The organism is Pseudomonas sp. 10B238, from assembly GCF_000970615.1.
In the GTDB taxonomy this organism is placed as follows: Bacteria; Pseudomonadota; Gammaproteobacteria; order Pseudomonadales; family Pseudomonadaceae; genus Stutzerimonas.
The window spans coordinates 381,909-395,054 of sequence record NZ_KQ033929.1; the positions used below are offsets into that span (position 1 = coordinate 381,909).

General features: G+C 57.6%; 12 protein-coding genes. 2 read left to right on the forward strand and 10 right to left on the reverse strand.

Annotated elements, in window-relative coordinates; genetic code table 11:
• Positions 1 to 129 precede the first annotated feature (129 nt).
• Positions 130 to 1,434 carry a lipopolysaccharide biosynthesis protein gene (locus RT21_RS06555; RefSeq protein WP_157825663.1) on the forward strand — a complete coding sequence of 435 codons (1,305 nt, stop codon included), beginning with the start codon at positions 130 to 132 and terminating at the stop codon, positions 1,432 to 1,434.
• Positions 1,435 to 1,495: 61 nt separating this feature from the next.
• Here RT21_RS06555 and RT21_RS06560 read toward each other — a convergent pair whose 3' ends face one another.
• A complete protein-coding gene (locus RT21_RS06560) occupies positions 1,496 to 2,290 on the reverse strand; it encodes a WecB/TagA/CpsF family glycosyltransferase (protein ID WP_234463556.1) in 795 nt (264 codons plus the stop codon).
• 181 nt (positions 2,291 to 2,471) lie between these two features.
• On the opposite strand from RT21_RS06560, the gene RT21_RS06565 reads away from it, so the two are divergent.
• Positions 2,472 to 3,521, forward strand: a complete 1,050-nt coding sequence (locus RT21_RS06565; RefSeq protein ID WP_046162082.1) for a glycoside hydrolase family 5 protein — start codon at positions 2,472 to 2,474, stop codon at positions 3,519 to 3,521.
• 57 nt (positions 3,522 to 3,578) lie between these two features.
• Here RT21_RS06565 and RT21_RS06570 read toward each other — a convergent pair whose 3' ends face one another.
• The 9 genes from RT21_RS06570 to RT21_RS06605 form a co-directional block, all read right to left on the reverse strand.
• Positions 3,579 to 4,559 carry a phosphoribosyltransferase family protein gene (locus RT21_RS06570; RefSeq protein ID WP_046162083.1) on the reverse strand — a complete coding sequence of 327 codons (981 nt, stop codon included), beginning with the start codon at positions 4,557 to 4,559 and terminating at the stop codon, positions 3,579 to 3,581.
• Positions 4,560 to 4,622: 63 nt separating this feature from the next.
• Positions 4,623 to 5,387: a glycosyltransferase gene (locus RT21_RS06575; protein WP_046162084.1), complete on the reverse strand. Its 765-nt coding sequence runs from the start codon at positions 5,385 to 5,387 to the stop codon at positions 4,623 to 4,625.
• A complete protein-coding gene (locus tag RT21_RS06580; protein ID WP_234463555.1) occupies positions 5,350 to 6,600 on the reverse strand; it encodes a hypothetical protein in 1,251 nt (416 codons plus the stop codon). The genes RT21_RS06575 and RT21_RS06580 overlap by 38 nt, the downstream gene beginning before the upstream one ends.
• A 207-nt stretch (positions 6,601 to 6,807) precedes the next feature.
• A complete protein-coding gene (locus RT21_RS06585) occupies positions 6,808 to 7,776 on the reverse strand; it encodes a GDP-L-fucose synthase (RefSeq protein WP_045429120.1) in 969 nt (322 codons plus the stop codon).
• A 2-nt stretch (positions 7,777 to 7,778) separates the two neighbouring features.
• Positions 7,779 to 8,903, reverse strand: a complete 1,125-nt coding sequence (gene gmd, locus RT21_RS06590) for a GDP-mannose 4,6-dehydratase (RefSeq protein WP_045429122.1) — start codon at positions 8,901 to 8,903, stop codon at positions 7,779 to 7,781.
• 1 nt (position 8,904) lies between these two features.
• Positions 8,905 to 9,078 (reverse strand): hypothetical protein, encoded by a 174-nt coding sequence (locus RT21_RS23560; RefSeq protein WP_156155715.1) that lies wholly within the window; start codon positions 9,076 to 9,078, stop codon positions 8,905 to 8,907.
• A complete protein-coding gene (locus RT21_RS06595) occupies positions 9,075 to 10,304 on the reverse strand; it encodes a glycosyltransferase family 4 protein (protein ID WP_046162086.1) in 1,230 nt (409 codons plus the stop codon). Before RT21_RS06595 ends, RT21_RS23560 begins: the two co-directional genes overlap by 4 nt.
• Position 10,305: 1 nt before the next feature.
• A complete protein-coding gene (locus RT21_RS06600) occupies positions 10,306 to 11,694 on the reverse strand; it encodes a lipopolysaccharide biosynthesis protein (RefSeq protein WP_052724731.1) in 1,389 nt (462 codons plus the stop codon).
• Between the two features lie 14 nt (positions 11,695 to 11,708).
• A complete protein-coding gene (locus tag RT21_RS06605) occupies positions 11,709 to 13,055 on the reverse strand; it encodes a UDP-glucose dehydrogenase family protein (RefSeq protein WP_046162087.1) in 1,347 nt (448 codons plus the stop codon).
• Positions 13,056 to 13,146 lie beyond the last annotated feature (91 nt).

Consider the following 13,146-nt stretch of genomic DNA (forward strand, 5'->3'; position numbering starts at 1 on the left):
TTCAGGGGAGCAGCTTCTTATTGCCGGATGCACTTCAAGCATCACGCGGCATGACCCACTCTAAGAATGGTGCTCCGTAGGGACCACGCGTGCCGCCCAGGCGACTCGCCCACAGGGAAGGGAGTTCAAGTGCATAGCGTCCTTATGGGCAAACTGCTTGCAGCCCGGCAACAACTGGGCGGAAACGCCTCCGCCAAGGTATTCAAGGGCATGGCGACTCTGGCCGTCGGCAACGGCTTGGCCCGGGTTGTTGGCCTCGGATCCATCCCGCTCCTCACTCGCATCTACAGCCCCGAGCATTTCGCTGTCCTGTCGGTCTTTACCGCGCTGCTGCTGATTCTTACCCCCATGATGACGCTGCGCTACGAACTCGCGGTTCCGCTGCCCAGCAGGGACGGTACTGCGATGACGCTGATGGTCCTGTCCGCGGTCTTCGTTGCCGCGACAACCGTAATTGTGGGCATTCTGTTGTGGCTTGCTGGCCCCGCTTTGCTGACCTTGGTCTCGATGGAAGCGCTGATGCCGTATCGCTGGATGCTAGGGGTCGCACTGACGAGCGCGGGTCTCTATGAGGTGCTATTGATCTGGGCCGTACGCCGACGCGCCTATCCGGCCATCGCACGGACCCAGCTGCAGCAGAGCGCTGTGGGTTCGATTGCCAAGGTGGCGCTGGGACTGCTGGGTTTGAAGCCGGTCGGGCTGCTGGCTGGTCAGGTGTTGGGGGCTGGCGCGGGGACAGTCAGGCTAATACGGCTGTTCGAAGCGGATATGAAGCGCTACTGGCGCCAGGTCACCCTGTTACGAGCCTGGCGGCTAATGCGGCACTATCGAAGCTTTCCGACCTACCGCCTGCCTTCACAGTTGCTGCAGATCGTCTCCAGCCAGGCGCCTTTGCTGCTGACCGCGGCGCTCTACGACCCGCGAACGACGGGTCAACTCGGGCTGGCCATGATGACGCTGGCTCTGCCGATGAATCTGCTCGGGCATTCGACCAGCAAGGCCTACTACGCTGAAATCGCCACGATTGGACGTAAGCGCCCCGCGGAAATACGCACGCTGACCTATTCGGTGATCAAGCGGTTGCTGGCCCTCGCGCTCGCGCCGACGCTAGTACTGCTGCTCTTCGGCGAGCGAATATTTGCGTTGGCGTTTGGCACCGAATGGACGATGGCGGGCGAGATGGCGTCGTTATTGGCGATTTATCTGTTGTTCCAATTCATGCATGCGCCCGCTTCGCATCTGCTTTCGGTCTTCCAGGGGCAGCGGCTGCTGTTGGCATTGAACATACAACGGGCCGTGCTCACCCTCGCCTGCTTCGCCAGCGGTCACCTGCTTGAGTTGCCGATTACTTCGGTTTTGCTGGTTTACGCCATCACGCTCTCGGCGCATTACCTGTTCAGCTTGCTGATGTCGTTACGTGTGATTCCACGATAGCCGTCATCACCGCCTTTCTGCCGCAACCTTCCATGGCCATACGACAGACAGCGGGGATTGCTCAGGGCTCGCGCTTGAGCGCGTTCCAGTCGCCTACACGGCGAGCACTGGAGAGTGCGTTACGCGACAGGTAATAGAAGAAGACGGGTATACCGATGGCATAACGCTTGAACAGCCGGCGCGGCTCGATGAGCATGCGGAACGCCCACTCCAACCCCAGGCGGCGAAAAACAATTGGGGCACGGGGAAAACGCTGCGCCGAAAAGTCCAGAATGGCGCCGCCGCAAATCAACAGCGCACGGGTATCCATGGCCTTCTGCAGGTGCAGCGCAACGCGCTCCTGCTTGGGCATCCCCATGGCCAGCACGATGATTGGATAGCGACCAGGTACGTGGTGCTTCTGGTAGAACGCCAGATAATCCTCAGGCTCCTTGAAGCCATCGATGGCATGGAAATGCCTGTTTCCGAACAGATTGCGCGCACCCTCGCTGAGCCAGGGTTCACGGGTGCCCATGGCAAACAGCTCGTAGCGGTCTTTGGACTCGCCTACCAGATCCTCGATCAGCTCAGGAATGAAGTCTGACCCGTTGAGGTTGGCCTTCGGATCCCGCCCATTGAATGAGCAGGCCATCTTGATGCCAATCCCGTCGCGCAAGAGGTAGTTGACCTGCAGAAAGCTATCCAACACCGCCGGCTGACGCTGCGCAATGTTGTAGCCGTGCTGATTGAGAAAGCCAAGAATCGTCGGTGAGTCACGCTTTTTCAGTTCAGAGATGAAAGGACCTGTATCGGCTTCTTCCAATAGTTTCAGCTTCCCTATCAAAGGATCCATCCTTTTGGTGAGGGGATTTTTCATAAATAGATTCTCTGTCTGTAACCCGTGAAAAAAGTTGTTGGCGTCCGACAGCAGTCTTGGTGGTCGTGCGCCGCCAGGCGGAAAGATTCGCCTGTCAAAAATGAACAATGCCTGCCGTCACCGGACAAACGAAGCAACCGCAGCCGCGGTATCGTCCCAAAGAGCAGAATGAGGTAGAGAGATGTTAAGGACACGCAGCGCTTCGGACCGGTCAAAAGGAATACTCCTCGGACTCACGCTTGCCCTCTCGAGTGCCGTCAGCTACGCAGAAAATATCGATCTGATTGGATTGAATATTGGCGGAGCCGCATTTTCCGGTAATGTCATCCCCGGAAAATATAAAACAAATTATTTCTTCCCTGCGCCCGGCTACCTTGCCGAATGGAAAGCCAAGGGTATCGAGACCATCCGCTTCCCCATTATGTGGGAGCGCCTGCAACCAGCGTTGAACGCCGAACTTGACGAGGACTATGCGGAACTGATCGACCAGACTCTGCAACAGGCCGCTGAATACGACATGCGCGTCATCCTCGATATTCATAACTATGCCCGTTATCGCAAGCAGATAATCGGCACCGAGGCCGTGCCGATATCGGCGTATGCCGATCTGCTCGAACGTGTGGCCAAGCGTTGGAAAGATGAAAAAGGTCTTTATGCCTACGACATCATGAACGAGCCACATGGCGCCGATGAATACTGGCCGGCCGCCGCTCAGGCCGGTATCGACGCCATCAGAAAACATGACCAGAAGCGGCCCCTGCTTATCGAGGGCAACTTCTGGTCTAGCAGTTATCGTTGGCCGAAATTCAATGATCCGTTGTTGCAACTGAAAGACCCCTCCGACAAGTTGATATTTTCAGCTCATCTGTACATCGATAAACACGGCAGCGGACATTACAAGGAGCCGCTGGCGAAAAACTTCGACACCATGCTAGGCGTCAAGCGAGTCAAACCCTTTATCGACTGGCTGATCGAACACGACAAACAAGGCCATATCGGCGAGTTCGGCATTCCCGCCGATGAACCTCGCTACCTCGAAGCCATGGATAACTTGCTGGCTTATCTGCAGGAGCACTGCATCCCGATCACCTACTGGGCGGCGGGCTCTTCCTGGGGCAAATACAAACTATCCGTCGAACCCACCAAGGACGGCCGAGACCGCCCTCAGTGGGATGTACTCAGCAAATACGTCGGTCAGGGCGAATGCACGCGCATCGGACCTAAACACTGACTGTATTCACGCGGACGGCAGGTTGGTTGCACCCTGGATACACAACCAACCTCGCCTTCAACTCTTCGATGATGGCGCTACGGGCGCCCACCTGCTCAATATCGACTTGGCCTTCCCAATCAGTTTCGCTTTGAGACTGTGAGTTTTCCGCAGCGTATTGGCCTTGAGGTTATAGACCTGCCCAGGCACGTACATCTCATTGGTCTCGATGCAGTAGACCGGCTTGCGGCTGAGCTTCATGATCTCGACGGCCTGCCTAACTTCGCTTTCGACGAACAGCCGTGTCAGCGGTTGATTGGCATATACCTCCGCCTTGAACTTGTGATGGATGTTCAAACGCCGACGTTCTTCGGCGGTGGGCAGATCCAGCATGTGCAGCGTTCCGTACTGCACGCCGTTGCGTTCCAGCCATTCTTCCGTTTCGGCGCGATACTTCTCCAGCCGGCTGGTCACCAAGTGCGCGACCTTGACCGAGGGAATGAATAAAGGGCGCGTGCAGCTGAGAAATTCCCGGTAGTTCGGCCCGTCATCGTTCTCTTCGTTGGTCGGGTCGACACAGAGCACACCGTCGATATCCAGGCACGCTTGCGCCAGGTAAGGATGGTGCATGACGTTCCATTCGAAGACCCGAGGCTGTTCGACGAGCTCGAGATGAAAGTCGACATGGTGCCGATTATGTTTCTCGGCAAATACCGCCATGGTCACCACCTGGCCGTCATAGCTCGCACGAACCTGTTCTTCCGCGGCACGCATCGACTTGGCCGAGGAAATACTGTCGTCGACCAGCAGAATCTTTTTCGCCTCCATTGGTTTGACCAGTTCAGCGTGCTTGTAGGTGCGGGTGCTGCCCTTCTTCAGGTCGTCGTTGCGCAGGAATGAGTAGAGATCCGTCAACGGAAGATTCTGTTTCAGCGCAATGATGCTGGCGACCAACATCCCACTTCTTGGTATGCCGACAACCAGATCGACATCGTTGGGAATTTTGCCGGCACATTCTGTACTCAGCCGCGACAGATCATTCAGGCTTCGGTAATTCATCGAACTCTCTCCTGCACCCTGTTCTTTTGACAGTCCATTTTTCTTAGGTCGGTTACCTGTTGCTCAGCGCCCCAACGAGGCGCGCAATTGCTTGGAGTGCGTATGCACGTAATGCAGCGCATAGAGCGCTAACGCATTGGGTTTGGAAAACTTCAGAAAGCGCTGCCTGATATCCATGTCTTCACGAATCGCCTCGAAGCGTCGTTTATGTGAAACACCGGTTGTATCGAAAATGCACAGCGGGAAAGGCAACTGAAGAACTTCAGCCTGTAGGTCCAGTCCTTGGAGAAATTCGAGCAGCAAGCAGTAATCGGCCGACAACTTGTAATCCAACCGGAACGTGAACCGCTGCAGCCGCTCGTTCTCGAAGTACATCGTTTGATGGCTAGCCGGCAAACCAAGCGGTGCGCGATCAATGGACCGAGCGGCGGTACGCTTCAACTCGCCGCTAGCTTCTTTGCGATAAAAATCGCCGTAAATGAATTTTGGTTCGACGGTGGCTGTCGTTAATTCTTCATTGATCCGCTCAAGTACATTCGGGTCAGCAAAGGAATCGCCACTGTTTAGAAACAGGGTATAGCCGGGGGTCTCAACAGCTCTTTGGCGACCTTTTTCCATTGCATCGTAGATGCCTTTGTCCGGCTCTATTGTGATTTCTGCCTGACTGTCATCCAGGCTTCGCAGCCACTCGCCACTACCATCTTTTGACGCACCGTCAATCACGATCCAGCGAAAGTTCCGGTAAGTCTGGCTGGCCAGGCTCCGATAGGTTTCCTTCAGGCCATCAAAATTATTCCAGTTTATAGTTACGATACTGAAATTGACCATAATTCACCTGTTCTAGATTTGCATTGAGAGGAGCATCCGCCATCTGTAACTTGGCGTAATAGAGGAAGAACGCAGCCGCCATTCCATACACGTCGCCCGAGAACGTCAGCGCGTTGGACAGCGTAATATTCAGCATGCTCACCACGAACGAAAGCTGTAATGCGGCAAGAAGATTGCCCTTGTCCGAACACTGGCGCATGACCCAGATAAAGCCGCCATAGAACATCAGGACTACGACTGGCGTTAGGAAACCGTAGCGGTGATAGACGCCGAATATTCCGACATCGGCCAGATAGAAGTGCGAGTTATAGATCCTTGAGAACCCGCCATTCCATTGCAGGGACAGCGCGCCCATACCGAAATAATTGTTGGCGCTAATGGCGTCGAGAATCACCGAAACAGTCGTGTCACGCACCCCAGGTCCGGATGTCGCATCGAACAGCAAGGCGTCGAAGCGTGCGAACTGCTCATGATAAAACTCCGGAACCAGCAGGTACGACACCACCAGAACCATCACACCCAGCGCACTCAGCTTCATTAACGAGTCGATACGCTTGCGGAAAATCCATACCCCGGCCAGCGCCCAGACCAGCATGGTCTGGCGTGTTTGCATGACCAACCAAAGGTAGGCGACGAAATAGAGAAGAATGGCCAGCCGCCCAAGAGTGACGCGGTCCTTCATGCTGTACATCACCATGAACACGGCAACGGTCACGAACGGCGAGCCGATACGAAAGCGGTTCGGGCGCAGCAGGTCTTCATATTGCGTCCAGTCATCGACGGTGAACGAGGCAACCTGGTTTTGGGGGATGATCCCGAAGTAGTAGGCAAAGCCCAACGTCGCGCAAAACAGTGCGACATACAGAAAGTACTTCGCCAGCTCTTCCTGGGTGGGAGATGCCTTGACCAACAAGAACAGCGTCGGGAAGAACACCAGGTACTGGAAGAAACGACGTTCTTCCAGCAAGCCATACGCCAGCGGCTGACCGAAGTTCAGGTTGGCGAGTACCGCCGAGATCACCGGTAACAGGCAGCCCATGAAAATGATCCACAGGCTCGTCTTGGACTGATAGACCCATTTCCACGCCACGAACAGACAGGCCGTTGCCGCCACCACAAGCAGCAGGAACAGCTCTTGGAAGTACGCGATCCCGGCCCGTTTGTCATCCGTCAGGAAGAAGCAGGTCGAGTTCAGCAGTAACAGGATGAACAACAGATTCTTGTACGCCAGAACTTTCCTTAACAAGCGCTCTCTCCAGTATCCGATTGACGTGGCGAAACATAGAACCGAGCAGCCCATCCTGATGACTGGGATGTGGCGGCCCACTGCGGCGAGGAAAACGTGCGCCATGGATGGACAACAGCAGCGGAAGAAAGGTCCGCTGCCGCAAGATGCATCCCTGGCGGCTACTCTTTTCGGTCAGTGACGCGCCTGGTGCTGGTTTTCGACGAACCAGCGATAGGCGTCGCGCAGACCGTCTTCCAGGCTGATGCTCGACTGCCAGCCCAGTGCCTTGAGGCGCGAGACATCCATCAGCTTGCGCGGCGTGCCATCCGGCTTGCTGCTGTCGAACTTCAACTCACCCTGGTATTCAGTGACCCGCGCAATGGTTTCCGCCAGTTCGCGAATGCTGCAGTCCACGCCAGTACCGACGTTGATGTGCGAAAGCATCGGCTGGGTGTGGGCCTGGTACGTTTCGTCGTCCAGTTCCATCACGTGCACGCTGGCGGCGGCCATGTCGTCGACGTGGAGAAATTCACGCTGAGGCTTGCCACTGCCCCAGATCACCACTTCGTTGTCGCCACGCTGGGTCGCTTCGTGAAAACGCTTGAGCAGCGCTGGCACCACGTGGCTGTTTTCCGGATGGAAGTTGTCGTTGGGACCGTAGAGATTGGTCGGCATGACGCTGCGATAGTCCCGCCCATACTGGCGGTTGTAGCTTTCACAGAGCTTGATGCCGGCGATTTTCGCAACCGCGTAAGGCTCATTCGTCGGTTCCAGCACGCCGGTCACCAGCGCCTCTTCTTTCATCGGCTGCTCGGCATGCTTTGGATAGATGCAGGACGAGCCGAGGAACAACAGCTTGTTCACATCGTTGACGTGCGCCGCGTGGATGATGTTCGCCTCGACCATCAGGTTCTGGTAGATGAACTCGGCCGGATAGGTGTTGTTGGCATGGATACCGCCGACCTTGGCCGAGGCCATGTACACCTGATCGATTTTGTTTTCAGCAAAGAAGGCATTGACCGCCGCCTGATCGACCAGATCCAGCTCTTCACGACCGCGCGTGATGAGGTTGGTGTATCCCAGCGCTTGCAAGCGGCGGACGATCGCAGAACCCACCATGCCACGATGTCCCGCAACGAAAATACGTGCGTCACGATTCATATTCAGTTCTCCACACTCACTGGAATTTCGAAACCGTGCTCTTTGAGCAGGGCATGGCGCTGGGCGACCTTGAGGTCCTCACGAACCATTTCGGCGCACATTTCCTGCACGCTGATCTCAGGCGTCCAGCCCAGCTTGTTCTTGGCATTGCTCGGATCGCCGAGCAGGGTTTCCACTTCCGCGGGACGGAAGTAGCGCGGATCGATACGGACAACGACGTCACCGACCTTCAGTGCCGGCGCCTTGTCCCCTTCGATACCGGCAACGATGGCGCGTTCTTCGATGCCGCTCCCCTCGAAGCGCAACTCAACGCCCAGCTCGGCAGCCGACCACTTGATGAACTCACGCACCGAGTACTGCACACCAGTAGCGATGACGAAGTCTTCGGCCTGATCCTGCTGCAGCATCATCCACTGCATGCGCACGTAGTCTTTGGCATGTCCCCAATCGCGTAGCGCATCGAGGTTGCCCATGTGCAAGCACGTCTCGAGCCCCTGGGCGATGTTCGCCAGGCCCCGGGTGATCTTGCGCGTCACGAAGGTCTCGCCACGGCGTGGCGACTCGTGGTTGAAGAGAATCCCGTTGCAGGCGTACATACCGTAGGCTTCGCGGTAGTTCACGGTGATCCAGTAGGCATAGAGCTTGGCCACCGCATAAGGAGAACGCGGGTAGAACGGCGTGGTTTCCTTCTGCGGGATCTCCTGGACCAGGCCATAGAGTTCGGAAGTCGAGGCCTGGTAGAAGCGTGTCTTCTTTTCCAGGCCCAGCAGACGAATAGCTTCAAGGATGCGCAAGGCGCCCATACCATCGACATCGGCAGTGTATTCAGGCGACTCGAAGCTGACCGCGACGTGGGATTGAGCGCCGAGGTTGTAGACCTCGTCCGGCTGGACCTCCTGGATGATGCGGGTCAGGTTCGACGAATCGGTCAGGTCGCCGTAGTGCAGCACGAAGTTCTGGTCTTCAACGTGACGGTCCTGATAGATGTGGTCGACCCGCTGCGTATTGAACGACGACGCACGGCGTTTGATGCCGTGTACCTCGTAGCCCTTTTCCAGCAGAAACTCAGCGAGATAGGAACCGTCCTGGCCAGTAATTCCGGTGATCAGCGCGCGTTTCTTTTCCATTTCAGAGTACCTGTAGGTTCCAGATGACGAGAGGGGTATTGAGTTGATGCTGGGCAGACAGCGCAGAGGCGACCAAGCGCTCTGCCTCGCCTTGCAGCTGATTGAGTCGATAGTTGGCCGTTGACGTTAACGGGGCGTTACCGCCCTGCCCGGCGCGGACGAACGGACCGTTCATGCGAGCATTTCCTGGTACAGCGCCTGGTATTGGCGGGCAATTACAGGACTGTCGAAGGTGCTGGTGATCTTGTCCCGCGCATTGAGCACGAGCTGCTGATAGTCCGCCTCGCCGGTGACCCACTCGACTCCCTCGGCTAAACCCTGGGCATCGAAGGGCGCGGCCTTATAGCCATCTTGCTTGTGGGTCACGATGTCTTTGGGACCGGTGGCGTCGAAGCACACCACGGGCGTACCGCAGCCCATGGCTTCGGCCAAGGTTTTGCCGAACGCTTCCATCAGGCTCGGAGCGATGAACACATCCGCCGCCGAATACAGCAGGCGCAGCGAGATGCTGTCGTGCAGGTAGCCGAACGAGGTGTAGTCGAAGCCCAAGGCGTCGGCGATGGACTGGTCCAACTTGCCAAAAAAACACAGGTGGTACTTGGCTGGATCCAGGTGCGTAAGCATCTCCAGATACTTGCCGAAGCCTTTGTAGGTGTCTTTGGCGCTGGTGCAGCCGGTGAGGATGATCTTTTTCTCGGTGGTCAGTCCCAGCAATTGCCGGGCAAGGGCCTTGTCCAGCGGGAAGAATTCGCTGGCATCCACATTGTTGTGGATGGTGCGAACGTCGAAGTCGCGGAACAGCAGGCTCTGCCTGGCCTGTTCGGACACCCAGTCGCTGATGCCAATCATCTTCATCGATTCGGGCAGGTACTTGCGCTTGCGGTTGAGTACGAAGCGCGACAGGTCTCTGTCGGATTGGCTACCCAGCTGATCGCAACTGCCGCAACCCGTGGTGAATTTTTCGCAGCCCATGGCGTAATGGCAGCCGCCGGTCATTGGCCACATGTCACGCATGGTCCAGACAATCGGCTTACGCAGTTTGGCGAGATGCTTCATGTCGACGAAGCCACCATTGACCCAGTGCAAATGCACTACGTCGGCCTCGCGACACTCGGCGCTGTCAGTGAAATCGGCGCCCATGACGCCTGCGCTGAACATGCCCGACTGGCGCTTGCGATAGACGCTGGCGAACGCTTGATCGGCCTGGCTTCTGGCGATGCTGATGATTTTGTCTTTTTTGCTGCGGCTGACGGATACCACAGAGGTGTCGCCGTGGGTTTCCTGACTATTGGTGTAGACGAGGGAATCCACACCCAGCGATCGCAATCCCTGATGCAGCCAGTACGCACCACGCGCGGCGCCACCGGTCAATTCGCCAGCGACCAAATGTATTACTTTCATATCAATCGAAACTCTCTTCTGGATGCTGCGCGTTCTGCTGAGCCGCATACCACCTGCGCGACGCAATCAACACGATCACCATCAGCGACGAATAGATGACGATGCTGGCAACGGCGAAGGCCTGAACGGTGGCCAGCGCGGTGCCGATCAACAGCGCACCGCCAAACAGCGAGAGCACACGCAAGCTGGTGCTGAAGATCTCGAACAGCAGGAAACGGGCTTGCAGCGACAGTGCCGGAACCGCGACCACGCAAGGGCGCGAGACGAAGATCACGTACTCGGCCAGGGCCAGCCAGCGGGCGTATTCGCCGGCCACATGCCACTGTTCACCGAATACCAGTGCAAACAGCCATGGGCCGAACACGGCCACCAGGGAAAACGGCACCAAGCCGACCAGCCCCAGTGCGGCGGTCGCCTTCAGCAGCATCGCCGCGACCGGCTCGCGGTCATGGATGGCGCGGCTGATGCGTGGGTAATAGACGTCGGCCACTGATTTGCCAATCAAGTTGGTCGGCATCGTCAGCGCCTGCTTGCACAGGGCGAAGAAACCGGCAGCCGCCGGACCGAAGTAGGCGGCGAGCACCAACGTCGGCAAATGCTGCGACACGGCATTGATCAACATCACCGGCGCGCGAAACCGGGGGAAATCGCTGTGCCTGCGAGCCAGTTCGAGCATGCCGGGGCCGCCCTGCTCGACTTCATCTGCATGATTGTCCGTATGAGGCTTGGCCCGCAGCATCGCCAGCCCCAACATCGCTGCGTGCAGCGCTTGTTGCAGAGCAGTGGTGCAGACCAGCACCAGCGCAGACGACTGCACCAGACCAGCCACGGTCCGCATCGAATTGAACAGCAACGAGTGCCCCACCGCCACGCTCGCCGTGATACGGAACCGCTGGGTGCGAAAAAGCCACTGCTGACAGATCTCGAGCGCAGCGCCACAGAACATCACGAACGGGATGAGCATCAGGTACGGCTGGATGATCTCGATCTCGAGTGTCCGAGCAAGCTGATCGCCAAAGAACTGCAACGCCAGCGCAACCACCGTCGCCAGCGACAAAGCTATCGCCAGCGCCAATCGCACCAACCCCCGCGCATCGCCATCGCGCTTGGGCAGCACGATCGCGATGGGATAGGTAAGCGCAGCGACCGGGATCAACATCATCGTGACGCTGAGAAAGGTGCCGAGAACCCCGTACGCTTCCGGACCGTAAATGCGCGTGATCACCGGCATGAAGGCCAGGGTGATCGCCTGCGCACCGGCAGTGCCGGTCACCACGGTCAAGATATTGCGCAGCAGCTTGCTGCGCATGCTCGTGTGCAGCAGTGCGGCCAGACGTTCTCTCACCGGAGACGAACCGCGCCGCATGCTGGACTGATCGATGGCGCTCACTCGCAGCCCCTCGCTCAGGCGTGAACCGGCTGACGGCCAATGCCGTAATAGCTGAAGCCTTCACGCTTGACCTGCTCGCGGTCGTACTGGTTACGCCCGTCGATGATCAGCGGCGTCTTCAACAGCTTCTTGAGCGCACGGAAATCGGGGCGGCGGAACGGCTTCCATTCGGTGACCAGGCACAGCGCGTCAGCATCGATGGCCGCTTCGTATTGGCCTTCGACGATCTGCAAAAGGCCGTCGGTGAACCAGCTCTCGGGGAATTCGCGACGGGCCGTTTCGCGGGCGACCGGGTCGAACGCGCGGACCTTGGCGCCGGCATTGATCAGGCTGTTGATCAGTACGACGCTTGGCGCCTCGCGCATGTCGTCGGTACCAGGTTTGAACGCCAGTCCCCAGACCGCGATGGTGCGGCCGCTCAGGTCGCCTTTGAAGTGGCTGGACAGCTTGTTGAACAGCGAATGTTTCTGCTGGTCGTTGCGCGATTCAACCGCCTGCAGCAGCTTGGGCTCGAAGTCGTTCTGATGGGCAATGTTGATCAGCGCCTTGACGTCTTTCGGGAAGCAGGAGCCGCCATAGCCGCAGCCGGCATAAATAAAGTGGTAGCCGATGCGCTCATCCGAGCCGATGCCCAGGCGCACGTTCTCGACGTCCACGTCGAGACGCTCGCACAGGCTGGCGATCTCGTTCATGAAGGAGATCTTGGTGGCGAGCATTGCGTTAGCGGCGTATTTGGTCATCTCCGCGTCGCGAATCCCCATGAACATGGTGCGCGGACGATTGCGGATAAAGGGTGCATAGAGCGCGCTCATAACCTGGCGAGCGTGCTCGTTGTCAGCACCGATAACGATGCGGTCCGGGTGCATGAAGTCATTGACCGCGGCACCTTCCTTGAGGAACTCAGGATTCGAGACGACTGAAAATTCGATCTCGACGCCACGCGCCTCAAGCCGCTCGGTGATCGCTGCACGCACCAGGTCCGCCGTGCCCACCGGGACGGTCGATTTGTTCACCACGATCGCCGGGCCAGTCAACATGTCACCAATCTGCTTGGCGACTTCCAGCACGTAGCGCAAATCGGCGGAACCATCCTCGCCCGGCGGAGTGCCTACCGCAATGAAGAACACCTCGGATTGCTCGACCGCCTCGGACAGCGAGGTGGTGAAATGCAAACGGCCAGACTGATGGTTTTCGGTGACGATCTCTTCGAGGCCCGGCTCGTAGATCGGCAGAATGCCCTGCTTCAGGTTATCGATCTTGGTCTTGTCGACGTCGACGCAGTAGACCGTGTTACCCATCTCCGCGATACAGGCTCCGGTAACCAACCCGACGTAGCCGCTTCCAACGACGGTGATATTCATAGCAGGATCCTCGATTCAGACATTGATACAGGCGTGCCTCGGCGCGACCCTTTTTGGTGGCCGTTGGCGCAATTTTCTTGCTTGGGCAGAC